Origin of the sequence: Erythrobacter sp., from assembly GCF_024305245.1 — a bacterium.
In the GTDB taxonomy this organism is placed as follows: domain Bacteria; phylum Pseudomonadota; class Alphaproteobacteria; order Sphingomonadales; family Sphingomonadaceae; genus Erythrobacter.
In genome coordinates this window covers 316,086-340,961 of record NZ_JAMWYX010000001.1, presented here as the reverse complement: position 1 = coordinate 340,961, position 24,876 = coordinate 316,086, and the positions used below count along the sequence as shown (strand labels likewise).

23 protein-coding genes and 1 tRNA gene are annotated in these 24,876 nt (G+C 64.9%); 12 read left to right on the top strand and 12 right to left on the bottom strand.

The window, feature by feature from the left end:
* Positions 1-10: 10 nt before the first annotated feature.
* The 8 genes from Q0L48_RS01700 to grxC all read right to left on the bottom strand — a co-directional run bounded on the left by Q0L48_RS01700 (position 11) and on the right by grxC (position 6,084).
* Positions 11-1,378, bottom strand: coding sequence for a pyruvate dehydrogenase complex E1 component subunit beta (locus tag Q0L48_RS01700; protein ID WP_296716473.1), 1,368 nt, complete (start codon positions 1,376-1,378; stop codon positions 11-13).
* Between the two features lie 3 nt (positions 1,379-1,381).
* Positions 1,382-2,488 carry a pyruvate dehydrogenase (acetyl-transferring) E1 component subunit alpha gene (gene pdhA, locus Q0L48_RS01695; RefSeq protein ID WP_296716471.1) on the bottom strand — a complete coding sequence of 369 codons (1,107 nt, stop codon included), beginning with the start codon at positions 2,486-2,488 and terminating at the stop codon, positions 1,382-1,384.
* A gap of 147 nt (positions 2,489-2,635) precedes the next feature.
* Complete coding sequence (locus Q0L48_RS01690) at positions 2,636-2,938, bottom strand: septum formation initiator family protein (protein WP_296716469.1); 303 nt, start codon at positions 2,936-2,938, stop codon at positions 2,636-2,638.
* Positions 2,939-3,043: 105 nt separating this feature from the next.
* Positions 3,044-4,207 (bottom strand): acyl-CoA dehydrogenase family protein, encoded by a 1,164-nt coding sequence (locus tag Q0L48_RS01685; protein WP_296716467.1) that lies wholly within the window; start codon positions 4,205-4,207, stop codon positions 3,044-3,046.
* Between the two features lie 94 nt (positions 4,208-4,301).
* Positions 4,302-4,378, bottom strand: a tRNA-Arg gene (locus Q0L48_RS01680).
* 142 nt (positions 4,379-4,520) lie between these two features.
* The gene (locus tag Q0L48_RS01675) at positions 4,521-4,994 is read right to left on the bottom strand and encodes a DUF1178 family protein (protein WP_296716465.1); all 474 of its coding nucleotides are present in this window, start codon (positions 4,992-4,994) and stop codon (positions 4,521-4,523) included.
* Positions 4,991-5,821, bottom strand: coding sequence for a carbon-nitrogen hydrolase family protein (locus Q0L48_RS01670; RefSeq protein ID WP_296716463.1), 831 nt, complete (start codon positions 5,819-5,821; stop codon positions 4,991-4,993). Before Q0L48_RS01670 ends, Q0L48_RS01675 begins: the two co-directional genes overlap by 4 nt.
* Complete coding sequence (grxC, locus tag Q0L48_RS01665; RefSeq protein ID WP_296716461.1) at positions 5,821-6,084, bottom strand: glutaredoxin 3; 264 nt, start codon at positions 6,082-6,084, stop codon at positions 5,821-5,823. The genes Q0L48_RS01670 and grxC overlap by 1 nt, the downstream gene beginning before the upstream one ends.
* A gap of 151 nt (positions 6,085-6,235) precedes the next feature.
* On the opposite strand from grxC, the gene Q0L48_RS01660 reads away from it, so the two are divergent.
* A complete protein-coding gene (locus tag Q0L48_RS01660; protein ID WP_296716459.1) occupies positions 6,236-6,721 on the top strand; it encodes an Hsp20 family protein in 486 nt (161 codons plus the stop codon).
* A 375-nt stretch (positions 6,722-7,096) separates the two neighbouring features.
* Here Q0L48_RS01660 and Q0L48_RS01655 read toward each other — a convergent pair whose 3' ends face one another.
* The 3 genes from Q0L48_RS01655 to tpiA form a co-directional block, all read right to left on the bottom strand.
* Positions 7,097-8,734 carry a CTP synthase gene (locus tag Q0L48_RS01655; protein WP_296716457.1) on the bottom strand — a complete coding sequence of 546 codons (1,638 nt, stop codon included), beginning with the start codon at positions 8,732-8,734 and terminating at the stop codon, positions 7,097-7,099.
* Between the two features lie 181 nt (positions 8,735-8,915).
* Positions 8,916-9,296 (bottom strand): preprotein translocase subunit SecG, encoded by a 381-nt coding sequence (gene secG, locus Q0L48_RS01650; protein WP_296716456.1) that lies wholly within the window; start codon positions 9,294-9,296, stop codon positions 8,916-8,918.
* Between the two features lie 128 nt (positions 9,297-9,424).
* Positions 9,425-10,198, bottom strand: a complete 774-nt coding sequence (gene tpiA, locus Q0L48_RS01645; protein WP_296716454.1) for a triose-phosphate isomerase — start codon at positions 10,196-10,198, stop codon at positions 9,425-9,427.
* 279 nt (positions 10,199-10,477) lie between these two features.
* On the opposite strand from tpiA, the gene Q0L48_RS01640 reads away from it, so the two are divergent.
* The 10 genes from Q0L48_RS01640 (at position 10,478) to lexA (ending at position 21,078) form a co-directional block, all read left to right on the top strand.
* Positions 10,478-12,406, top strand: coding sequence for a peptidylprolyl isomerase (locus Q0L48_RS01640; RefSeq protein ID WP_296716453.1), 1,929 nt, complete (start codon positions 10,478-10,480; stop codon positions 12,404-12,406).
* A gap of 115 nt (positions 12,407-12,521) precedes the next feature.
* On the top strand, positions 12,522-13,985 hold the full coding sequence (locus Q0L48_RS01635) for an anthranilate synthase component I family protein (protein WP_296717089.1): 1,464 nt from the start codon (positions 12,522-12,524) through the stop codon (positions 13,983-13,985).
* 20 nt (positions 13,986-14,005) lie between these two features.
* Positions 14,006-15,103, top strand: coding sequence for an alpha/beta fold hydrolase (locus Q0L48_RS01630; protein WP_296716452.1), 1,098 nt, complete (start codon positions 14,006-14,008; stop codon positions 15,101-15,103).
* Positions 15,100-15,948: a phosphodiester glycosidase family protein gene (locus Q0L48_RS01625; protein ID WP_296716450.1), complete on the top strand. Its 849-nt coding sequence runs from the start codon at positions 15,100-15,102 to the stop codon at positions 15,946-15,948. The genes Q0L48_RS01630 and Q0L48_RS01625 overlap by 4 nt, the downstream gene beginning before the upstream one ends.
* Positions 15,945-16,571: an aminodeoxychorismate/anthranilate synthase component II gene (locus Q0L48_RS01620; RefSeq protein ID WP_296716448.1), complete on the top strand. Its 627-nt coding sequence runs from the start codon at positions 15,945-15,947 to the stop codon at positions 16,569-16,571. The genes Q0L48_RS01625 and Q0L48_RS01620 overlap by 4 nt, the downstream gene beginning before the upstream one ends.
* On the top strand, positions 16,568-17,560 hold the full coding sequence (gene trpD, locus Q0L48_RS01615) for an anthranilate phosphoribosyltransferase (protein ID WP_296716447.1): 993 nt from the start codon (positions 16,568-16,570) through the stop codon (positions 17,558-17,560). The genes Q0L48_RS01620 and trpD overlap by 4 nt, the downstream gene beginning before the upstream one ends.
* Positions 17,561-17,564: 4 nt before the next feature.
* Positions 17,565-18,359, top strand: a complete 795-nt coding sequence (gene trpC, locus Q0L48_RS01610) for an indole-3-glycerol phosphate synthase TrpC (RefSeq protein ID WP_296716445.1) — start codon at positions 17,565-17,567, stop codon at positions 18,357-18,359.
* A gap of 177 nt (positions 18,360-18,536) precedes the next feature.
* Positions 18,537-19,025 carry a cyclic pyranopterin monophosphate synthase MoaC gene (gene moaC, locus Q0L48_RS01605; protein WP_296716443.1) on the top strand — a complete coding sequence of 163 codons (489 nt, stop codon included), beginning with the start codon at positions 18,537-18,539 and terminating at the stop codon, positions 19,023-19,025.
* Positions 19,022-20,203 (top strand): molybdopterin molybdotransferase MoeA, encoded by a 1,182-nt coding sequence (locus Q0L48_RS01600; protein WP_296716441.1) that lies wholly within the window; start codon positions 19,022-19,024, stop codon positions 20,201-20,203. Before moaC ends, Q0L48_RS01600 begins: the two co-directional genes overlap by 4 nt.
* 191 nt (positions 20,204-20,394) lie before the next feature.
* Positions 20,395-21,078: a transcriptional repressor LexA gene (gene lexA, locus Q0L48_RS01595; protein ID WP_296716440.1), complete on the top strand. Its 684-nt coding sequence runs from the start codon at positions 20,395-20,397 to the stop codon at positions 21,076-21,078.
* A 58-nt stretch (positions 21,079-21,136) separates the two neighbouring features.
* Here the strand turns inward: lexA and Q0L48_RS01590 are convergent, their stop codons facing one another.
* A complete protein-coding gene (locus tag Q0L48_RS01590) occupies positions 21,137-23,359 on the bottom strand; it encodes a ComEC/Rec2 family competence protein (RefSeq protein WP_296716438.1) in 2,223 nt (740 codons plus the stop codon).
* Positions 23,360-23,424: 65 nt separating this feature from the next.
* Here Q0L48_RS01590 and gltX point away from each other — a divergent pair, with 65 nt between their 5' ends.
* Entirely contained in the window at positions 23,425-24,861 is a 1,437-nt protein-coding gene (gene gltX / locus Q0L48_RS01585; RefSeq protein ID WP_296716436.1) for a glutamate--tRNA ligase, read from the top strand.
* The last annotated feature ends 15 nt before the right edge of the window (positions 24,862-24,876 follow it).

The window sequence follows — 24,876 nt, the reverse complement described above, 5'->3', positions numbered from 1 at the left end:
TCCTGACCGCTTACTTGTAGCAAACCTTGCGCGCGGCCTCGGCGATGCGGGCCGGATCGATCAGCGCCAGCTTTTCGAGGTTCGCGGCATAGGGCAGCGGCACATCTTCGTTGCACACGCGCAGCACCGGCGCATCGAGATGGTCGAAGCCTTCCTCCATGCAGATGCTGATGATTTCGCTGGCGATAGAACAGGTCGGCCAGCCTTCCTCGGCAACGATCAGGCGATTGGTCTTGGCAAGGCTGGTGAGAACGGCCTGCTTGTCGAGCGGGCGCAGCGTTCTGAGGTCGATAACCTCGGCCTCGATGCCTTCATCCGCCAGCGTCGCCGCCGCTTCCAGCGCCATGCCGATGCCGATCGAATAGCTGACGATGGTGACATCGCTGCCTTCGCGCATGATCCGCGCCTTGCCGATCGGCAGCACATAATCATCCATATCGGGAACGTCGAAGCTGCGCCCGTAGACCAGTTCGTTCTCGAGGAACACGACCGGGTCTTCCGAGCGGATCGCCGCCTTGAGCAATCCCTTGGCATCGGCGGCATCGAACGGCGCAATGACGATCAGGCCGGGAACGCTGGCATACCACGGCCCGTAATTCTGGCTGTGCTGCGCGCCGACGCGTGAAGCCGCGCCGTTGGGGCCGCGGAACACGATCGGGCAGCGCATCTGGCCGCCGCTCATGTAGTTGGTCTTGGCGGCCGAATTGATGATGTGGTCGATCGCCTGCATGGCGAAGTTGAAGGTCATGAATTCGACGATCGGGCGCAATCCGCCCATCGCCGCGCCGGTGCCGATCCCGGCAAAGCCGTATTCGGTGATCGGTGTGTCGATCACCCGCTTGGGGCCGAACTCGTCAAGCAACCCTTGGGTGACCTTGTAGGCGCCCTGATATTCGGCGACTTCCTCGCCCATCACGAAGACGCGGGGATCGCGCCGCATTTCCTCGGCCATGGCGTCGCGCAGCGCCTCGCGCACTGCGGTGCTGGTCAGCCTGGTGCCTTCGGGAATGGCCGGGTCCCTGGCGACAGTGGCTGGTGCCGGTTTCTCAGCCCGCGGTGATGGTGTGGGCGTCGGCGTCGGCGTGGGCGCGGATTCCTTTTTAGGCTCAGGCGCAGATGCCTCGGCAGGCTCCTCCCCTTCCCCTTCGATGAGCGCGATCACTGCGCCCACGGCCACATCCTCGGTACCAGCTTCGATCAGGATCTTTGAAAGCACGCCTTCGTCGATGGCCTCGAATTCCATCGTTGCCTTGTCGGTCTCGATCTCGGCGATGATATCGCCCGGTTCGATCCGGTCACCTTCTGCCTTCAGCCACTTGGCGAGCGTGCCCTGCTCCATTGTCGGCGACAGCGCCGGCATTTTCAGTTCGATCGCCATTGCTCAGTACTCCCCCACCAGAACATCGGTGTAGAGTTCACCTGCACCAGGCTCGGGCGAGGTCTCGGCAAAATCGGCCGCCTGCGCCACTTCGGCGCGGATGGCCTTGTCGATGCTTTTCAATTCGTCTTCGCCCTTGCCGCTCTCGATCAGAGTCTTCTTCAGCCGCTCGATCGGATCGTGGTGGTCGCGTTGATCCTGCACTTCCTCGCGGGTGCGGTATTTGGCCGGATCGGACATCGAATGCCCGCGATAGCGATAGGTGTTGCACTCCATCAGCACCGGCCCCTTGCCCGCGCGGACGTGGGCAAAAGCGACTTCGGCGGCGGCGCGCACTTCGAGCACGTCCATGCCATTCACTTCCATGCCGGGGATGCGGAACGACGTGCCGCGCCGGTAGAACCGGGTTTCTGCCGAGGAACGCTTGGTCGAGGTGCCCATCGCGTACTGGTTGTCCTCCACCACGAACACGATCGGCAGGTTCCACAGCGCGGCCATGTTGAAAGTTTCGTAGACCTGACCCTGATTGGCCGCGCCGTCGCCGAAATAGGCAAGACAGATGCCACCATCTTCGTTGTACTGGTGCGCGAGCGCGAGTCCCCCGCCCAGCGCAACCTGCGCGCCGACGATCCCGTGGCCGCCGTAGAATTTGTGCTCGGTCGAGAACATGTGCATCGACCCGCCCTTGCCCTTGGAAATCCCGGCTTCGCGGCCGGTGAGTTCCGCCATGATGACCTTGGGATCGATCCCGTAGGCGAGCATGTGGCCGTGATCGCGGTAGCCGGTGATCACGCTGTCGCGATCATTGTCGAGCGCGGACTGCAGCCCGATAGCGACCGCTTCCTGCCCGATATAGAGATGACAGAACCCGCCGATCAGGCCGAGCCCGTAAAGCTGACCGGCCTTCTCCTCGAACCGCCGGATCAGCAGCATCTGGCGGTAGAATTCCAGCATCTCCGCTTCATCCGCGGCATAACGCTTGTTCGCCTCGAACGCTTGCTGCAGCGAACCCAGGACGAAATCGGGATCGTCCGAAGGAGCGGCGGCCGCGTTGGTCGGTGAGGCGGGTTTCTTTGCAGCCGATGCGGCTTTGGAAGGCTGTTTGGCCAAGACAAGGGTTCCTCTCTCAGGCGCGGCTCATGGGGAGGAGATGCGCGCGCGATTGCTATTGGCGGGGATTTGCCCGCCGTGCAACGTCAAGCATCGGGGTTAGCAGCACTCGCATACGAAATCAGCACGTCCCGGACGGCTGCCGTGTCACTCGTCCTCGATCGTGATGACGACCTCGTCCTCGTGAATGACGCCAAGCTGTGCGCGCACCAGTTCGCTGGCGAGATCGGGATCGGCGGCTTCGGGATCGAGCAGCATCACCCGGTTGCGCAACGCATCACGCTTTCCGGTGAGCTGCGCGATTTCCGTCTCGCGCTGCTCGAGTGTCGCGGCGTTTTCGCTCCATGCCAGCAGCCCTGTCGGCCCCGCGACTGCGAAGCCAGCCAGCGCCAACAGCACGCACAGCGCGGCGATGCGTTTCCTTCGCTCGCCTGAAACCGTGTTGTGCATGACTGGCTCAATCCCCTTACCGCCGCAGAAACGACAGAATCACACTTGGGCGCTCACCGCAAGCACCATGCGCGCACCTGCGCAATAAACCTTGCGAATTGCGACTCAATAGCTGCGCGGCAGACCGAGTACGTGTTCGGCAAGATAGGACAGGATCAGGTTGGTCGAGATCGGCGCGACCGTATACAGGCGCGCTTCGCGAAACTTGCGTTCGACGTCGTATTCCTCGGCGAAACCGAACCCGCCGAAGGTCTGCACGCACATGTCCGCCGCCGCCCAGCTGGCCTCGGAAGCTAGCAGTTTCGCCATGTTCGCCTCTTCGCCCGGATTTCCGCCTTCGTCATAGACCCGCGCGGCATGGCGGACCATCAATTCGGCAGCGCGCATCTGGGCATAGGCGCGGGCGATCGGAAACTGCACGCCCTGATTCTGGCCGATGGGACGCGCGAAGACGTTGCGGTCCTTGGCATAGCCAGTGGCTTTTTCGATGAACCACTTGGCATCGCCGATGCACTCGGCAGCGATCAGAATGCGTTCGGCATTCATGCCCGACAGGATGTAGCGGAAGCCCTTCCCCTCCTCGCCCACCAGCGCGGATGCGGGGATGCGCAGATCGTCGAAAAACACCTCGCAAGATGAATGGTTCATCATCGTGCGGATCGGCTTCACGGTCATGCCGCTTTGCAGCGCCGCCTGCATATCGACGAGAAACAGCGAGAGGCCCTCAGTCTTGCTTGCGGCCTGCTCGCGCGGGGTGGTGCGGGCGAGCAGCAGCATCAGGTCCGAATGTTCGGCGCGGCTGGTCCAGATCTTCTGGCCGGTGATGACGTATTCGTCGCCGTCCCTGACCGCGCGGGTCTTGAGGCTGAGCGTGTCGGTGCCGCTGGTCGGTTCGGACACGCCGAACGCTTGCAAGCGCAGCTCACCGCTGGCGATGCGCGGTAGATATCCGGCCTTCTGCGCCTCGCTGCCGTAACGCAGCAGCGTGTTCATGATGTACATTTGCGCGTGGGCTGAGGATCCGTTGCACCCGCTTGCCTGGATCTCCTCCATGATGACACGCGCCGCCTCAAGGCTGAGGCCGCTGCCGCCATATTCTGCCGGGATCAGCGCGGCGAGAAACCCCGCTTTCGTCAAAGCATCGACGAATTCTGCCGGGTATTCGCGAACCGCATCCTTGGCGCGCCAATATTCGCCCGGAAAGCCTTCGCACAGGCTGGCGACTGCACGGCGGATTTCGGCGAGGTCATCGGTATCGTGGTTTTGCATGGCGCGCAGCGTCTCCTTGTGGCGCGGCTGCTAGCGCGGAGAGCAGGGCCGAGTCCACCTCGCCCATTCACAACGCGGCATTTCAGGAGAAAGGTGGTGACCCCGGCGCGATTCGAACGCGCGGCCCCCAGATTAGGAATCTGGTGCTCTATCCGGCTGAGCTACGGGGTCCCGCCGCGCTTCTTAGCAGGGCCAAACGGGCGCGCAAGCGCCCGCAAGGCCGACTGGCCGCCCGCAGCGACGCTGGCGTAGCCAGCATGAGCGAGGAGATCGCACGCCGTAGGGCGTGCGCAATCCAAAAACGCCTTACCGATCAATTCAACTTTTCAGGCGCCGCAACCGGGAACGGCAGCGGCGCGACCGGCACGCCTTCGTCGATCAGCGCCTTGGCCTCGGCAAGGCTCGCCTGCCCGTGGATCGGCGCTTCATCGCGCTCGCCATAATGCATCTTGCGGGTTTCGTCGGCGAACTTGTCACCCACCCATGTGCTGTTTTTGAGCGCGTCGGCCTGCGCCTTGGCAAGCGCGCCGAGCGCCTTTTTCACTTCGGGCGACATCGGCACGTTGGCAAGTTGCTGCGACGGTGCCTGCTCGGCGGGCGCACGTTCGGGCCTGCTGTTGCCCTTGGCCGGAACCGCCGGGGCCATCGGCGCCTTGGACACCTCGGCAGAGCCGCAGTGCGGACAAGCCACCAGCCCGCGCGCCTGCTGATCGGCAAAGTCGGCCGAAGAACCGAACCAGCCTTCAAATCGGTGGCCGTCGGCGCACGCAAGGTCGAAAACGATCATTGTCCATTCAATCCGGGAATTGCGCGGCGGTTGGCAAGCGACGGCACCTGTGCGCGGACATCCGCAATCCGTGCAAGATCAATGTCGCAGAAGCCGAGCCCCGGCGCCTCGCCGCTCATGTCGAGCAGCACTTCGCCCCACGGATCGACGACGAGACTGTGACCGTAGGTGGTGCGGCCGTCTTCGTGCGATCCGACCTGCGCTGCGGCGATGACGAAGGCGCTGGCCTCGATCGCGCGGGCGCGCAGCATCACATGCCAATGCGCTGCGCCGGTCGGTCTGGTGAAAGCGGCGGGTACGGCAATGGCATCGCAGCGGCGGTTGCCCAGCTCACCGAACAGCGCCGGGAACCTGAGGTCGTAACACACCGTCAGGCCGAGCCGCCCGACCGGGGTATCGTCAATGCTCACCACCTCGTTGCCCGGACGATAGGCGGCGCTTTCTCGCCACGCCTCGCCGGAGGCAAGGTCCACGTCGAACATGTGGATCTTGTCGTAAGTGACCGGCCTTTCCCCGCTCGGGGGAAAAATCATCGAGCGGTTCGCATTCTTTCCGCCCGGCACCGCCACCGCCATCGAACCGAGTGCGATCATCAGTTCGCAGTCTTCCGCAAGGTCCGCCAACATCGCCACGTAAGGCGATTGTTCCTCAGGCACGATGTGATCGGCGGAACGCTGCCGGTTGCGGTCGAGCAGCAGCGACATCTCGGGTGTGAACAGCATTTCGGCGCCCTCCTTGCGGGCGTCATGGGCGGCGCCGCGAAGAGTATCGAAGTTGCGGCCCGGATCAATGCCCGAACACATCTGCAAGACAGCTATTTTCGGCATCAGCCGGCCAGCATTGCGTCAAGCTTGCCAGAGCGATCCAGCGCCGCAAGCTCGTCCGAACCGCCGACATGGGTTTCGCCGATGAAAATCTGCGGCACTGTCATCGCCTGCGGAGCGCGTTCGCGCATCTCGTCACGCTTGGGGCCGCCCATGGTGATATCATGTTCGCTGTATTCGGCTCCCTTGTCGTCGAGCAGGCGCTTGGCGCGAACGCAATAAGGGCAACCGAATTTGGTGTAGATGTCGATTTGCTGCTGGGCCATTACGATCCTCTTGAAAGCGAAAATTTGCAAACCAGATAGTGTCTGTCGCCGCGTTTCGCCAGTCTTGGGGAACGTTCTGGCGACAAGGCGGGTGCTGCTTACGGCAGGCCCGCAACCCGAACCAAATTGCTCAAGCACGAGGATTTGCACTATGTCACGTTTCGATTTCACTCCCTATCGCCGCAGCACCGTGGGTTTCGACCGCCTGTTCGACCTGCTCGAAAATCAGGCGCGGCTCAATGCCGGGGACAATTACCCGCCGTTCAACATCTCGCGGTCCGGTGAGGACAATTACCGCATCACGCTGGCCGTGGCGGGTTTCCGTTCGCAGGATATCGACATTACCGCGCAGCAGAACCTGCTGGTCGTGCAGGGTCGCAAGCGTGATGAGGCCGCCGATGGCTCCGAACTGATTCATGTCGGCATCGCCAACCGCGGGTTCGAGCGGCGCTTCGAACTGGCGGATTTCGTCCGCGTCGAAAGCGCCGATCTTGCCGACGGATTGCTCGTCATCGATCTGGTGCGCGAAGTGCCGGAAGCGATGAAGCCGAAGAAAATCGCGATCAACGGGACCGTGCGGCTTTCTGCCGTACCCGTGGCCGACGATAGCGACGACACGTCTGCCAGCGCGGCCTGATCTTCATACGAGTTGAACCAAACGAAAGGGGGCGGATCTTGCGATCCGCCCCCGCGGTTTTCACCGCCTCGCCTGACTCTGTCCGTCCGGGTCGCAGAAGACGGACAAAACCCGGCAAGCTTGAAACGCAAAATCACCAGGAACGGGCATATCAAAGGGATATGGCCGCGACACCTGACGCCAAAGGTTGCTAACCTTGCTAAATCGTCTCGCCAAGCCAGCGTCTAATGCCGAAACGCAACGTCACGCAAGCGCAAACTTCCAGACTTGTAAGGATGCGACACGAACCGACAAATCATTGTAACAAAATGGTGCATGGCCGCAGAAAGATTGACAAAAAGCCTACTGCAAACGCCCAGAACAACCGTGCCAGTATCAGACCAGTCGCGACTGCTCCAGCGCCGCCGCGATGAATCCGGCAAACAGCGGATGGGGATCGAACGGACGTGATTTAAGCTCCGGATGGAACTGCACGCCGACGAACCACGGATGATCGGGCCGCTCGATGATTTCGGGCAACAGGCCGTCGGGTGACATCCCTGCGAACACCAGCCCATCCTTCTCCAGCGGCGCGATATAGGCGCTGTTGACCTCGTAACGGTGCCGGTGACGCTCGGAGATCACTTCCGCCCCGCCATAGACGCGCGCGGTGTGGCTGTTGGGGCTGAGCGCGGCCGGATAGGCGCCGAGCCGCATCGTGCCCCCCAGATCGCCGCCCTCGGCGCGTTGCTGAAGGCCTTCCTTGCTCATCCATTCGGTGATGATGCCGACAACCGGCGTATCGGTCGGCCCGAACTCGGTCGAGGAGGCGCCTGCAAGTCCTGCCGCGCGTGCGCCTTCGACACAGGCCATCTGCATTCCGAGGCAGATCCCGAAGAACGGGACGTTGCGGGTTCGGGCAAAACGCACAGCGGCGATCTTGCCCTCGCTGCCGCGTGTGCCGAATCCGCCCGGCACCAGAATGCCGTGCATCGGTTCCAGCGCGGGGATGATCTGCGTGTCGTCATCGCCTTCGAAGATCTCGGCGTCGATCCACTTGATGTTGACCTTGACCCGGTTGGCCAGCCCGCCATGCACCAGCGCCTCGTTCAGGCTCTTGTAGGCATCGGGCAGACCGACATATTTGCCGACGACCGCAATCGTGACTTCGCCTTCGGGATTGAAATAACGGTCGGTCACGTCGTCCCAAGCAGTCAGATCGGGCTCTGGCGCGTCATTGATGCCGAAGGCGCGAAGCACCTCGCGGTCGAGCCCTTCGCCATGATATTGCAGCGGCACCGAATAGATCGAGGGCGCATCGAGCGCCGGGATCACTGCTTCGGCGCGCACGTTGCAGAACTGCGCGATCTTGCGGCGTTCGCTATCGGGAATGGGATGCTCGGCGCGGCACAGCAGCAGATCGGGCTTGATCCCGAGGCTGGCGAGTTCGCGCACGGAATGCTGGGTCGGCTTGGTCTTCAGCTCGCCCGCGGCCTTGATGTAGGGCACCAGCGTGACATGCACCGACAGCGTCTGGAGCGGTTCCAGCTCGTTCCTGAGCTGGCGGATCGCTTCCATGAACGGCAGCGATTCGATGTCGCCCACTGTCCCGCCGATTTCGCACAGGATGAAATCATGGTCGCCCTGATCCGCGAGTGCGAATTCCTTGATCGCGTCCGTCACGTGGGGGATCACCTGCACCGTCGCGCCAAGGTAATCCCCGCGGCGTTCCTTGGCGATGATGTCGCGGTAAACGCGCCCGCTGGTGATGTTGTCGCTCTGCCGCGCGGAGACCCCGGTGAAGCGTTCGTAGTGACCCAGATCGAGATCGGTCTCCGCGCCGTCATCGGTAACATAGACCTCGCCGTGCTGATACGGGCTCATCGTGCCCGGATCGACGTTGAGATAGGGATCGAACTTGCGGATGCGGACCTTGTAGCCGCGCGCCTGCAGAAGGGCCGCCAAGGAGGCTGCCATGAGACCTTTGCCAAGCGAGGAGACCACGCCGCCGGTGATAAAAATGAACCGCGCCATGGGAGTTGGGCCTTAAGCGTCGAGAGGGATTCGGGGCAAGCGAATTGCAGCACCTTCGTTCACCCATCCACAGGCCTGTGACCCGAAGGCCGCGCCCATGGCCGATGCTACGCGCATCGAAGGTGACGAAAGTCGGTACGATAGAAAGGCAAATCGCTGCGTCGGCAGCGGTTCGGCCTGATTACTCGGCGAGCGGATCCTGCTCCGCAGGCGCCGGTGCGGGCTGCGCCGTAGCTGTTGCCGCCGGAGCCTCAGGCTCGGCCAGCAGGTCCGGCGCGGCGACCGGGGCGGTCGGCCCGCGTTCGAGCGTGGAGGTTACCGCGCCGACGCTGCTTTCGCGCACCGCCAGAGCAGCAAGGATGATCGAAAGCACCACGAAGGCGATCGCCAGCCACTTGGTCGCCCGTGTCAGGAAATCCGCCGCTCCGCGCGCGCCGATACCGCCTGAAGAACCGCCGCCAATGCCGAGTCCGCCGCCTTCAGAACGCTGCATCAGCACCACACCCACCAGCGTGGCGGCGATCAGGGCCTGAATTACGGTAAGGAAAATAAACGTCGACATGAACAGGTCTCTTCAACGGGGATAGGGTCGCGCGGGCAATCTGCGCGCCATGTAGGCTCACCACGCGCGAACAGCAAGGGTGCGCGGGGCTTACGGTACAGGCGGTGGCCGGGTCTAGGGCAGCAGGATCAGTGGTCGGTCGGCTCGCCCGCGGCAAGGGCGATGCCCATGAAGCTGTCGGCGGTCAGGCTTGCCCCGCCCACCAAGGCGCCGCCGACTTCGGGCACGGCGAAAATTTCGGCGGCGTTCTCGGGCTTGACCGAGCCGCCATAGATGATGCGCGCTTCGCCGCCCTGTTCCTCACCGTACAGCTCGACCAGCAGCTTGCGGATCTCGGTATGCATTTCGCCGATATCGTCGGTGGTGGCCGCCGTGCCGGTGCCGATCGCCCAGATCGGTTCATAGGCGACGGTAATGCGCTCTGCGACGTCGGCCAGCGCCTCATCCGGCGCCGGGAGTGACGCCTTCAGCTGCGCTCTGACAAACGCCACTGCACTTCCCGATTCGCGGGTTTCGATGTTTTCGCCGCAGCACATGATGATCCGCAGGCCCGCCGCCAGCGCCGCCTCAGCCTTGGCGCGCACCAGCGCATCTGTTTCGCTGTGCCCCTGCCGCCGTTCCGAATGGCCGAGGATCACGAATTTCGCGCCGGCATCGGCGACCATCGTGGCAGAAATGTCGCCGGTAAAGGCGCCGCCATCGGCCTGGTGGCAATCCTGCGCGCCGACCGAAATCTGTTCGGCCTCGCGGTGGATCGGGTGAATCAGCGTGAAAGGAGGCGCGAGCGCGACCTCGACCTTCATATGCCGCTGGGCCGCACGGTCGATCGCGCGCGCTTCGGAGAGCATCGCGCGGGTGCCGTGCATCTTCCAGTTTCCGACGATGTAGGGTCGGCGTGTCATGGGGTGTGTCCTGCACAAGTGAAGAGGAGTGAAGTGGGGAAGCGATTGCCCGGAGCCTTTACGGTCGCCGGGCGCGGTGGGCTAGCCGAGGAAACCCCTGCAGTCAAAGCACCCGTTGAACAAAAGCCACCGGTTGAACAAAAGGCGGGGAGACCTGTTGCCGCGCGGTCGCAGGGCCGATAAAGCGCGCTCGCGCCGGTCGCTTCCGGTCGGCGCGCCGGGGACATCGCGTTGCGTCCCTGCCGGCAGCCAGTTTTATCGGGTAGGGTCACACCAGCAATGATCTCCTTCTTCCGTCGTTTCTTCCAGTCGAAGATCGGTCTGCCGGTTTTCATCGGATTTCTGGTGCTGATCGCGCTGGCGTTTGCCGCCGCCGATATCACCGGCACGACCTTCGGCGGTGTGTCGGGCGGGGACCGGGTGGCGGTTGTCGACGGCGAACCGATTCCCGACACCGATCTGGCGACTGCGGCCAACACCGCGCTCGATCAGGTACGTCGCCAGAACCCGGCCCTGACCATGCCCGAATTCATCGAAGCCGGCGTGCTCGACGAAGTGCTGCGTCAGCTGATCGATCGGTATGCGATCGGCAATTACGCCGAGAGTTACGGGTTGCGGGCTGGCGAGAATCTGGTGAACAGCGAGATCCTGCAGATCGACGCGTTCAATTCGCTGACCGGCGGTTTCGATCAGCAGGTCTATCTGGCGGCGCTGCAACAGCGCGGGCTGACCGATGCGGTGTTCCGCCGCGATCTGGCCGACGGGCTGCTGGAAGACCAGCTGCTCCGCCCTGCGCTGATCGCGCCGCAGATGCCCGAAAAAATCGCGCGCCAGTATGCCGCGCTGGTGCTGGAACGGCGGCGCGGAGAGATCGCCCTGATCCCGAGTGCCGCCTTCGCGCCGACCACCGGCCCGACGCAGGCGCAGCTGACCGAATGGTACGGCGAGAATCGCACCCAGTTCATCCGGCCCGAACGCCGCACCTTGCGCTTTGCGGTGTTCGGCGAGGAGACGCTTGAAGTATCAGCCACCCCGACCGACGCTGAAATCGCCGCGCGCTACAAACGCGATGCCGATCAGTACAAGGCAACGGAACGGCGCGCGACCACAACCTTCGTGGTGCCGACTGAAGACGCAGCCAAGGCGCTGGTCAATCGCATCCGCGGCGGCATGTCGCTCGAAGCGGCTGCGCGCGAGGCCGGGTTCAATGCCTCCAGCACCGAATTGCGGAGCCGTGAGGAAACCGCAAACGCCGCAAGCTTCGCCTTCGCCGAGAACGTCTTCAAGGCCGACGAGGGCGGCGTGGTCGAGCCGGCACAGGGCACGCTCGGCTGGTACGTGGCGCGCGTCGACGAAGTCGAACGCCTGCCCGCGCGCAGCCTCGCCGATGTACGCGGCGAGATCGCCGAACGTCTCGGCGTGGAAAAGCGAAGCGCTGCTGTCGCCGATCTCACCGCCGAGATCGAGGCCGAGATCGATAGCGGTACCGCGCTGACCGAGGTCGCGGAAGCTTACGGCCTGACGCTCGAAACCACTCCCCCGCTGCTCGCCACCGGCGAGGCCTATGGACGTCCGGACATGCAGATCGTGCCGCAACTTGCGCCGGTCCTTTCGACCGCATTCCAGATGGATGAAAGCGAACCCCAGCTGGCCGTTGCGGGCGATCAGTTCGTGGCCTTCGAAGTCGCCCGCATCGAAGAAGCCGCCGCCCCGCCGCTGGCCGAAGTGCAGGAACAGGCCGAAGCTGCATGGCGCCGTGCGCAAGGGGCGAAGCTCGCCCGCGCTGCCGCCGAACGGATCGTCGGCAAGGTGCGCGGCGAGACCGAGCTTGCCGCCGCTTTGTCCGCAGAAAACAAGCCCGGTTTCGAACGCGAGGCGATCGATCTCGAACGCCGCCAGCTGCTCGCCCAACGACAGGGCAATCTTCCCCCGCCGCTGGTGCTGATGTTCAGCATGGCCGAAGGCTCGGTCAAGCTGCTCGAAGCGCCGCGCGACATCGGCTGGTATGTCGTCAGTCTCGACGACATCAGCACCGATCCGGTGGATGGCGAGCCGGGCCTGCTGGAACAGACCCGCAGCCAGCTCGCCCCGACCTTGAGCGAGGAATACCGCCGCCAGGCCGCCGCCGCGATGCAGCAGGAACTGGGCACCACGATCAATGATGACGCGGTCGAAGCGGTGCGCAAGCAGCTCGCCGGCGAGCAGTAAGCGCAGGCACCGCCGCTTCGTGACCAATGGCCCTGATCTGACCGCGCCGCACCCCGGCCTGCCCGAAAACGCTGCCGCAGCCGTGCAGGCGCTGGCCGCTGGCCATGCGGCGCTGGTGTGGCGGCGGATCATCGCCGACAGCGACACGCCGGTCGGCGCGGCACGGCGGCTGATCGTGCCGGGACGCGGCGATTTCCTGCTCGAATCGGTCGAAGGCGGCGAAGTGCGCGGGCGTTACAGCCTGCTCGGGCTCGACCCCGATCTGGTGTTCCGCGCGACCGGCAACAGCGCCGAAACCAACCGCGACTGGCGCACCGACCGCGAGGCTTTTGCCCCCTGCCCCGGCGACGCGCTCAGCGCATTGCGCGAACTTGCCGCTGGCTGCCGGATCGATCCGATGCCCGAAGGCCTGCCGCCTGCACTGGCGTGCCTTGTCGGCTATCTCGGTTACGAAACGATCGGGTTGGTCGAAACCCTGCCCCGCGCGGCTGACAGCCCGCTCGAATTGCCCGACATGCTGTTCGTGCGGCCCACCGTGATTCTGGTGTTCGATGGTCTGACCAATGCACTATTCGCGGTTGCCCCGATCTGGGAGGCGCGCGACCCGCAGGCCGCCGTGGAGCGCGCGGGCGAGCGGATCGACGCGGCGCTCAGCCAGCTTGGACAGGCCGCACCTGTCACCGATCAGCCCGAACTGCCCGATGCGCTGCCCGATCTGGCCCCGGTGATCGCGGCGGATGATTACAAGGCGATGGCACTGCGTGCCAAGGACTACATCCTCGCAGGCGACATCTTTCAGGTGGTGCTGGCGCAGCGTTTCACCTGCCCCTTTCCCCTGCCGCCACTGGCGCTGTATCGCGCATTGCGGCGGGTGAACCCGTCGCCGTTTCTCTATTTCCTCGACCTGCCGGGCTTTGCGCTGGTGGGTTCCAGCCCGGAAATCCTCGTCCGCGCGCGGCCCGACGACAAGGGCGATACCGAAGTCACCATCCGTCCGATTGCCGGAACGCGCCCGCGCGGGAGCACGCGCGACGAAGACATCGCCAACGAAGCCAGCCTGCTGGCCGACCCCAAGGAACGGGCCGAGCATCTGATGCTGCTGGATCTGGGGCGCAATGATGTGGGCCGGGTGGCGGCGGCGGGCAGCGTGACCGTGACCGACAGCTTCACCATCGAACGCTACAGCCACGTCATGCACATCGTCAGCAATGTGGTGGGACAACTCGATCCATCGAAGGACGCGCTCGACGCGCTGTTTGCAGGCTTTCCTGCGGGAACGGTTTCGGGCGCGCCAAAAATCCGGGCGTGCGAGATCATCGCGCAGCTCGAACCCGAAACGCGCGGCGCCTATGCCGGGGGCGTGGGTTACTTCGCGCCCGATGGCAGCCTCGATTCGTGCATCGTCCTGCGCACCGCCGTGGTGAAGGACGGGGTGATGCATGTGCAGGCGGGCGCAGGGATCGTCGCCGATTCCGATCCCGATTACGAACTCGCTGAATGCCGCGCCAAGGCCGGCGCCCTGATCGCCGCCGCGCGCGAAGCGGTGCGCGTGGCGGGCGAGCCGGGGTACGGCCAATGACCCGGAAAAGGAGAGCGATCATGCCGATCATCCGCTACGCCGTCGCCCTGCTTATGGTGCTGGCACTGGGCCTTCCATCTGCCGCTCTCAAAGCCGAGGACTGGGTGGCGCAGGCGCAGGAGCACACGATCGAGCTGAAAGACTTCGCCTTTGACACCGGCGAAACGCTTCCCGCGATTACCATGCATGCGCTCACCCTCGGTGAGCCGCGCCGCAATGCGAAGGGCGAGATCGAGAACGCGGTGATGCTGCTGCACGGCACTGGCGGGAATGCGACGTCGCTGCTGCAACCCCATTTAGGTGACGCGATGTTCGGGCCGGGCCAACCGCTCGACATCAGCCGCGTCTACGTGATTTCTCCGAGCAATCTTGGTCACGGCAAAAGTAGCAAGCCCAGCGACGGGCTGCGCGCCGCATTTCCGCGCTATGATTATGATGACATGGTGCGCGCGCAATATCGGATGCTGACCGAAGGCTTCGGGGTGACCGGCCTCGACCTGATCATCGGCACGTCGATGGGATGCATGCATTCCTTCGTCTGGGGGCCGATGTATCCCGGCTTTGTCGAAAAATATGTCCCGCTCGCCTGTAATGCGGTCGAGATCGCGGGGCGCAACCGCATCATGCGCCAGATGGTGATCGACGGATTCCGGAATGATCCGGCCTATGATGGCGGCAATTATGTCGATCCGGCCGATCTCAAGGTGGGTCAGGCCATTGCTTCCAATGTGCTGCTGCTGGCTGGCAGCAACCCGTACCGCATGGACGCCGAATATCCGACCCGTGCCGCTGCCGAGCAATTCTTTGCGGAGCGGAGCCGTCTTGCCGCAGGTCGGGCGGTTGATCCCAATGATACGATCTACCAGTTCGATTCCTCGCGCCATTATAACCCTGCTGCGCGCCTGCACGAAATCACCGCGCCGGTGCTGTGGATCAATTCGGCTGACGACTTCATCAATCCGCCCGGCCTCGGCAATCCGGCGGCGCTGGCCTCCACCATGCCTCGGGCGCGGTTCGTGTTGATCCCGCCAAGCGCACAGACCTATGGCCACGGAACTCACAGCCGCCCGGCCTTGTGGATGGACGAATTGCTGCGTTTTCTCGAAGAGCCGCGATGACCCGGACGCCTGCCCTTCTGCTGACGGTATTCGCCCTTTTCGCCTGCACGGAGCAGCCTGCTGGGGAACCGGTGGTGCGCACCATGCTGGATGGTTCGACCCCGCCCGAGATGGTCGCCTCACCCTCGCCCGGTGTCGCGGCGACGGATTCGGCCTGCCGCACAGCCGTGTTTGAAGATGTGCCGCTGACGCATTGCGTCGCCGATCCCGCGCAGCACGGAATTGCGATGGCGAATGCTCCGGCAGGCGGGCAGCCGTTCGGCTCGCTCGGCACCTTTGCCGCCAGCGCCGATACCGGCACCATCGCCTTTGCCGTGAACGGCGGGATTTTCGGCTATGATCTCAAAGCGGTCGGCTACTACGTCGAGAATGGCGAGCGGCTGTCCGAGCTCGATCGCGGTTCGGGTGATGGCAATCTCTACATGAAGCCCAACGGCGTGTTCTTCGGTACCGGGGGCAAGTGGCGGGTGTTGGCGAGCGAGACATTCGTTGCCACGGTGGGCGACCGTCCGCAGTTCGGCACGCAGTCCGGCCCGATGCTGGTGATCGACGGCAAGCTGCATCCCGACATTCAGGACAACGGCCCGTCGCGCGCAATCCGCAACGGCGTTGGCGTGGATGCCAAGGGCCGCGCGCATTTCGTGATCGCCGATGCGCCGCTCAGCTTCGGGCAGCTGGCGCGCTATTTCCGCGACGAGGTGAAGGCCGCCAACGCGCTGCATCTCGACAGTCAGACTTCTGCGCTGTGGAACCCTGCGACCGACAGGCTCGATCAGGGCCGCGCCGGGCCGATCATCGTGGTGAGCAGGATTGCCGCGGCCGGACTTGAAGGAACGGGCGAATGACCCTCTCGCGAACGATCGTCGTCATCGACAATTACGACAGCTTCACCTTCAACCTCGTCCACTACCTGATGGAGCTTGGGGCCGATGTCCGCGTTGAGCGTAATGATGCGCTGACGGCGGCGGATGCGCTGCGGCTGGATGCGGCGGGCTATCTGATTTCGCCGGGACCGTGCACCCCGAACGAGGCCGGGATCAGCCTCGATCTGGTTGCGGCCTGCGCCGACGCGGGCAAGCCCATGATGGGCGTGTGCCTGGGCCATCAGGCGATCGGCCAGCATTTCGGCGGCACCGTGCAGCGCGGCGGGTTGATGCATGGCAAGACCTCTCCGGTCACGCACGACCAGACCGGGCTGTTTGCCGGAGTCCCTTCGCCCTTCATTGCCACCCGCTATCACAGTCTCGAGGTCGTCGATGTGCCGCGCGCGCTCGTCGCCAATGCCCACGCCGAAACGCCGGGCGCGGATCATGCCAGCGTGATGGGCTTCCGGCACGAAAGCCTGCCGATCCATTCGGTGCAGTTCCACCCCGAAAGCATCGCCACCGAACATGGCCACGCGCTGCTTGCCAATTTCCTGACGGTTTGCGGGCTGGAACCGGCCATGCCCGAAAGGCTGCTCGCATGAACGCCCTCCCCGCAATCGCCGCTCCGATGAGCGAGGCAGAGGCCGAGGCTGCGTTCGGCGTGCTTCTCGACGGTGCGCCTTCGGAAGACGAGATCGCGCGGTTCCTCGTCGACCTGTCGGCGCGCGGCGAGACTGCGGACGAAATCGCGGGCGCGGCGCGGGCGCTGCGGGCGCGGCTGATCCCCATCAGCGCTCCCGAAGGCGCGATCGACGTGTGCGGCACCGGGGGCGACGGGCACCATACGCTGAACGTCTCGACCGCGGTCAGCCTGGTGGTCGCGGCCTGCGGCGTGCCGGTGGCGAAGCACGGCAACCGCGCCGCCAGTTCCAAGGCGGGCGCGGCCGATACGCTGGAAGCGCTCGGCCTCGACATGGACGCCGCCGGGCGGACGGCGGAAACGACGCTCGCCGAAATCGGCATCTGCTTCCTGTTCGCCAAGAACCACCACCCGGCGATGGCGCGCATCCAACCTATCCGCCAGAAAATCGGCAAGCGCACGATCTTCAACCTGATGGGGCCGCTGTCCAATCCGGCCAAGGTCAAAAGCCAGCTGATCGGCATCGCCCGCCCGGCATACGTGCCGATCTATGCCGGCGCGATGGCGCGGCTCGGCACGGGGCGTTCGCTGATCGTCTCGGGCGATGAAGGGCTTGACGAACTCAGCCTCGCGGGCGGTAACGAAGTCGCGGTGGTGACCGGCAACGCCTTCACCATGGAGCGCCTCGATGCCAGCGTGGCAGGCCTGCCGCACGCCCCGATCGAAGCGATCCGCGGCGATGACGCTAGGCACAATGCCGCCGCGCTCAAGGCGCTGCTGATGGGCGCGCCCGGCCCCTACCGCGATGCAGTGCTGTTCAACGCCGCCGCAGCGCTGCAGGTTGCCGGGAAAGGCACGGACTGGAGCGATCGCACGGCAATGGCGGCAGAGGCGCTGGATTCGGGCCGCGCCATGGCGCTGCTGGAAAAATGGATTGCATTGGCAAAGTGAGAACATGAACAAGCTCGAAGAAATCTGCGCCGCCAAGCGCACCATCGTTTCTGCCCGCAAGCAGGCGATCGGTGAGGCTGGACTGGCCGCTGCGGCGCGCATCCAGACGGCACCGCGCGGGTTCGAGGCCGCGTTGCGCGCCCGCGCCGCGACCGGTTACGCACTTATTGCCGAGATCAAGAAGGCCAGCCCGTCCAAAGGGCTGATCCGCGCAGACTTCCGCCCGGCAGAACACGCCGCCGCCTATCAGAAAGGCGGCGCTGTGTGCCTCTCCGTCCTGACCGATGCCCCGTTTTTTCAGGGGCACGAGGATTATCTGGTCGCCGCCCGCGCCGCCTGCACCCTGCCGGTGCTGCGCAAGGACTTCATGGTCGATCCGTGGCAATGCCTTGAAGCGCGCGCGATCGGCGCGGACGCGATCCTGATCATCGTCGCCGCGCTGGAAGATACGCTGATGGCCGAAATCGAAGTGGCGGCAGCCGAACTCGGCATGGACGTGCTGGTCGAAGTGCACGACGAAGCCGAGCTGGAACGCGCCGCGCGGGTGCTGAAATCCCGCCTGATCGGGGTCAATAACCGCGATCTCAAAACCTTCACCACCTCGCTTGCGGTTACCGAACGTCTCGCCCCGCTCGCGCCCGAAGGCACGCTGCTGGTCGGGGAAAGCGGGATCAACACCCATGCCGACATCACCCGGCTCGAAGCGGCGGGCGTGCGGACCTTCCTTGTCGGGGAAAGCCTGATGCGGGCCGAAGATATCGCCGCCGCCACGCGCACCCTGCTCGAAGGGAACGCCTGATCAAAGCGCGGACTGTCCTACATCCGCAAATTCGGGCAAGAACCACGCCATGACCATGCCGATGCCCTCCCCGCCTGCCCGCCATGTGCCTGATTGCGACGCGGCGGGTTTTCGTTCCTTGGACAGTGTCTCATGTGTCTCCTACAGGCCGGTCCGGACAGCCCTGCAGGCGCCAGAATGAACGAAGACCGCTCCCGACTCACCCACCTGGATGACAGCGGCGCCGCGCACATGGTCGATGTCGGCGGCAAACCGCAGACACAGCGCCGCGCGGTCGCTTCGGGGCTGATCACCATGTCGGCAGAAGCGCTTGCCGCGATCCGTGCAGGCAACGCGCCGAAGGGCGACGTGCTGTCCGCCGCACGCATTGCCGGGATCATGGCAGCCAAGCGCACCGGCGAACTGATCCCGCTGTGTCACCCGCTCGGCCTCGAAGCCGTCAGCGTCGAATTCACTTACGAGGAAGCCGCCATCCGCGCGACCGCCACCGCCTCGCTCACCGGGCGCACCGGGGTCGAGATGGAAGCGATGGTCGCGGTCAGCATTGCGCTGCTGACGATCTACGACATGGCCAAGGCAATCGACAAAGGCATGGTGATCGGCGAGGTTCGGTTGATCGCCAAGACCGGCGGCAAGTCGGGCGACTGGAAAGCGCCGCCGGTTTGAGCGACCTGCTCGATCTGGAAGCGGCGCAGACGCAGCTTCTGGCGCTCGCGCCGGTGCTGCCGCCCGAGCAGGTTCCGGTCGAAGCGATGCTCGGCCGCTATCTCGCCGAGGATGTCCGCGCCGCGCGCACCCAGCCCGCCGCCAATCTGTCGGCAATGGATGGCTATGCACTCGCTCCCGGCGCAGGGCCGTGGCAATTGGTCGGCGAAAGCCGCGCTGGCGCACCGTTCGCAGGCACTCTGACGGCCGGGCAGTGCGTCCGCATCTCGACCGGCGCGGTGCTGCCCAAAGGCGCCGACCGGGTGCTGATCCAGGAGGACGCTGCAGTTGCCGATGGCGTTGTTCGCGCTGATGAACTGCCGCTGCCCGGACGCGACATCCGCCCGCGCGGGTTCGACTTCGCCGCTGGCGACCTGCTACTCGCGCGCGGCACATGCATTACCCCGGCGCGCATCGCCTTGATGCTCGCCGCCGGGCATTCGGCGGTGGCGGCGGTGCGCCGCCCGCGGATTGCGGTGCTCGACAGCGGGGATGAACTTGCGGCCGATCCCGCCAATTGCCCGCCCTACCAAATCCCCGCCAGCAACGGCGCGATGATCGCCGCCATGCTCGCACCGCTCGGCTGCGAGGTGCAGCGGCTCGGCCCTATCGTCGATGATATGCCCGCACTCGCCGCCGCGCTGACTGCGGCGGAGGCGGCGGATATCCTCATCACATCGGGCGGCGCATCGGTGGGCGATCACGATCTCATCAAGCCGGCGCTGGCCGATTGGGGAGCCGAAACTACGTTCTGGAAGGTCGCGATCAAGCCCGGCAAGCCGCTGTTGGTGGCGCGGCGCGGCGCGCAAGTCATTCTCGGCCTGCCGGGCAATCCGGTGTCGAGCTTCGTCACCGCCTTCCTGTTCGCCTTGCCGCTGGTGCGGGCGGCGCTGGGCGATGCGAACCCGCTGCCGCGATCGGTTGTGCTGCGCGCCGCCGAAGCCTTGCCCGCTGTCGGCAAACGGCGCGAGTTCCTGCGCGCGGTCAGCGATGGCGGCAGCGTGTCCCGCGCTGGCCCGCAGGATTCGAGCGCGCTGGCAGCCCTGGCCGCTGCCGATTGCCTGATCGATCGGTCCGCAGGCGGTCCGGCAGTTGCCGCTGGCGATCCGGTTCCGGTGATCTACCTCCGGAATGGCTGAATTGCGCGGTTCGCCAGCGCAGCGCGCTTGACACGCGAATATCGGTTGCCTAATTGTTCCTTATTCGTTCACCATATCACTGAACGGAAAATTGCACCTCGGATATGTGGGTGCCGCGTGACACACGCACGCAGAACCGCATCTACCGCCGCTGTGGCGGGATCAGGGTGCAAGTATGGGAGTTTTGATCAATGCTGACCGCCAAGCAGCACGAACTGATCCGCTTCATCCAGCAGCGGCTGGAGGAAACCGGCATCTCGCCGAGTTTCGAGGAAATGAAGGAAGCGCTCGACCTGAAGAGCAAGTCGGGCGTGCACCGTCTGATTTCTGCTCTGGAGGAACGTGGTTTCCTGCGCCGCCTGCCCAATCGCGCACGTGCGTTGGAAGTGATCCGGCAGCCCGAGAATTCGACGCCGGCGCGTGCCGCCGCAGATAATGTGGTCACGATGACGCCGCCCGCTGCGCGCGCCGTTTCGCCCGAGCCGGCCAATGACGTGATCGAACTGCCGCTGCATGGCCGGATCGCGGCAGGGGCTCCGATCGAAGCGCTTGAAGGTCAGAGCACGTTGCCGGTTCCCGCCGCGCTGCTCGGCCCGGGTGAGCATTACGCGCTCGAAGTATCCGGGGACTCGATGATCGAGGCCGGCATTTTCGACGGCGATTATGCGCTGGTTCGCCGCACCGATACCGCCCGCGACGGCGAGATCGTGGTGGCGCTGGTGCGCGGCGAGGAAGCAACGCTCAAATATCTGCGCAAGGATGGCGGACAGGTGCGGCTCGATCCGGCCAACGCCGCTTACGAAGCGCAGGTCTATCGGTCTGACGAAGTTCAGGTGCAGGGCAAGCTTGCCGGATTGCTGCGCCGCTATCACTGAGATCTGTTGACGCGCGGGTGGTTTTTACCCGCCCCCGCGCCACCAGCCATGTTGCCCTTCACGCTCGGCGACGGTGGCAAATCGTTCGATTGTCGAGGTTGATCGAAAGCCCGCCGGTCTCTGAAAGCAGCCGCCGGTCGGCCTTCAACCAGCGCGGGCGGCAGGATCGCGGCAAGAAACGGTCAGCGATGACGATATCGGCGCGCGCGCAGGCGCTTGCCAGCCCTCGTTCCTCGACCCGGTCGCGGCTTCGGCCCATCAACAGCACCCATTCGCGTCCGCCGCGCTCGATCACCAAGGTGCAGAACGCATCCGAGCACCGCGCCTCCGGCCATTCGGAAAGCGGAATCGGATCGGCCTTCACTCCTGCAAGCTCGATCAGGTTATCGCGCGCATAATCTGAACGGCTGTCTCGCAGGGACAGCAACCGCCGCCCGCCGCTTGCTTCAGTGATCGTAATGCCCGCTTGCCGCCCGTCACCCGAAATAAGGATATCGGGTACAGGGGTGAGTAGCGTCAGAACAGTCGCGATGGATATCGGAACCAATGCCAGCAAGCGCGCTCGCCCGGACCACAGCGCAAGCCACAGCCCCCCGCCTGCGAACAGCGCGATGGCCGAGCCGCTGATCTGTGGCATCAGCTTCACCGCGCCCGGCTGGCTTGCGGTAAAGTGGGCGATCCCCAGCAGCAGATCGAGCGAATGCTGAACCAGCCACCAGAACGGCCAACCCGCGCCGACCAGATCGAACAGCAGCCCGAGCGCGATCAACGGCATCGCAATGAACGTCACGAGCGGAATGGCGACGACATTGGCAAGCGCCCCGTAAAGCCCCGCACGGTGGAAATGGAACAGCACCACCGGCATCAGCGCAAGTTCGATCACCATGCCGGTGACAAACAGCATCACCACCCGCCTGCCCATCCGAGCCATCCACGGCTCCTCACGCGCGGCGAGGAAAGCGCGCACCGGCGCGCTGGTCGACAGGGCGATGATTGCCAGCACTGCGCTGAAACTCATCTGGAAACTCGGTCCGATGGCGCTCTCCGGCCACAGCAGCAGCACGAACCCCGCAGCCACCGCGACCATCCGGACCGATAGCGCGTCGCGCCCCAGTGCGAGCGCGATCAGCACCAGCATGGCGGCAACGCAACTGCGCACGGTCGGCACCTCGGCGCCGGTCAAGAGGGTGTAGCCGATGCCGGCAAGCGCCCCGCCCGCTGCCGCCACCACAGGCAAACGCACGCGCAAGGCCAGTGCGGGCCACAGCGCGAGCAGCTTCAACACTGCAAGATAGGCCGCCGCGATCACAGCGCTGACATGCAGTCCGCTGATCGACAGCAGGTGCGTGAGGCCCGAATCGCGCATCGCCTCCTCGTCGGCGCGCGCGATGCTGCCGCGGTCGCCGCTGGCGAAGGCGGCAGCGATGCTGCCCGCCGAGCCCTCGACCCGCGCGCGGACATGAGCGGAAAGCGCCCGCTGGATGTCGGCAATCCCGCCCGCTTGCGGCGCTGCACGGACAAGCTCCACCGGGCCAAGCGCGCTGCCGGTGGCGGCCAACCCTTTGAACCAGGCCGCGCGCGCAAAGTTGTAGGCACCCGGCAACATCGGGCTAGCGGGCGGCATCAGGCGGGCGCGCAGCCGCACCACCGCGCCCTCTGCCAGTGCAGCACCGGCGGCTCCGCCTTCCAGCGCTTCCAACGGCACGTTGACGCGGACCTTGTACGCGGCGAGGCTCTCTGCATCGCGGACCGCCAGTGTCAGCCGGATCCGGTCTTCGGCAGGCTGATCCTCGCGCTCCAGCACATGGCCCTGAAGCAGAGCGACCTGCGGCCGCGCGATCGGCTCGGCCCCGACAATTTCGGAGCGCGCCCAGATCACCGCGATCCCCAGCGCGAACGCCAGCCCTCCGGCAGTCACCGCGCTCCGCAGGTTCACCCGTCCATCGAAGGCGTCGTTCGCATCCGGCCAGAGTACCAGCGCCGTCGCAACCAAACCGCCCCCGGCCGCCATCGCCAGGATCCAGGTGAGCTGACCCGGCAAGGCGAACCACGTCATGATCCCGCCCATGAACAGCACCGCCAACCAAGGGGCACGATCGAACCCGGCAGTGGCCAGAAACCGCTCGGCATAGTCGGCAATGCTGCGTGCGAGTTGGCCGATCGACGCTGCTGCCGCGCTGGACAATCCCGCGCCGCTTTGCCAAGGCCGCGCCGATACGACGCGAGCGGCAGGTTGGCTGCCGGGATCGTCCCCCATCGGAATGATCGGCGCATCGCGCATCGGCTCGCCCCCTGACCGGCAAGGCCCACGCCAAGCCGCTCAAACTGAACAGGAAGTGACAGGCAATGGCAAGCGAAAGCAGCAGCCCCGCGGATTCGCCGGCAACCCAGGTGGTGACTCGTTTCGCCCCCTCGCCCACCGGCTTTCTGCATATCGGCGGCGCGCGCACGGCGTTGTTCAACTGGCTCTATGCGCGCCACCATGGCGGGCGCACGCTGCTGCGGATCGAGGATACCGATGCCAAGCGTTCGACTCAGGAGGCAATCGATGCGATCATCGAAGGGCTCGACTGGCTCGGCCTGGATTATGACGCGCCGCCGCTGTTCCAGTCCGACCGGGCGGAGCGTCACGCCGAAGTCGCGCTACAATTGCTCGAAGCGGGCCACGCCTATAAATGCTTCGCAACGTCCGAAGAACTCGAAGCGATGCGCGCGGAGCAGCGCGCCAACAAGCAGCCGCTGCGCTATGACGGGCGCTGGCGTGACCGTGATCCCGCCGAAGCGCCCGCAGGTACCCCCTTCACTGTCCGGCTCAAAACCCCGAATGATGGCGAGACCACCATTCACGACCGGGTGCAGGGCGCGGTGACGGTGCGGAACGAGGAAATCGACGACTACATCATCCTGCGCGCCGATGGCACGCCGACCTATATGCTGGCGGTGGTGGTCGACGACCATGACATGGGCGTAACCCACGTGATCCGCGGCGATGATCACCTGAACAACGCTTTCCGCCAGCTGCCGATCATCCGCGCGATGAACGCGATCGAGGGCGGCTGGCCCGATCCGGTCTATGCCCATATCCCGCTGATCCACGGATCGGACGGGGCGAAGCTCTCCAAGCGCCACGGCGCTTTGGGGGTGGAGGCCTATCGCGACGAATTCGGCATCCTGCCCGAGGCGCTGTTCAACTACCTGTTGCGGCTCGGCTGGGGCCACGGCGACCGCGAGGAGATCACCCGAGAGGAGGCGGTCGAGCTGTTCGATCTCGATGGCGTCGGCAAGAGCCCTTCACGGTTCGACATCAAAAAGCTCGAAAACCTGAACGGGCACTACCTGCGCGAAGCCGATGATGCACGTCTGGCCACGCTGGTCGCGGAGCGGATGGGCGAAGATGCCGATGCGGGGCTGCTCGCGGCGGCTATGCCGGTGATTAAAGTGCGTGCGAAGAACCTCAACGAAGTTGTTGAAGGATCGGCATTCCTGTTCGCCAAGCGGCCGCTGGAAATGACCGAGAAAGCCGCCCAGCTCCTCGATGCCGACGCACGCAGCAACCTGCGCAAGATTTGCGAGCGTTTGGGGGGCGAAAACGACTGGACAAGCGAGGCACTCGAAGCCACTACGAAATCGCTTGCGGAGGAACTGGGATTGGGCCTTGGCAAGCTGGCGCAGCCGATGCGCGCGGCGCTGACCGGGTCGACGACCTCACCCGGTATTTTCGATGTTCTGGTCCTTCTGGGACGGGAAGAAGCTCTCGCCCGGCTCGACGCCCAGGCTGCATAAAGCAGACGGCGCAAG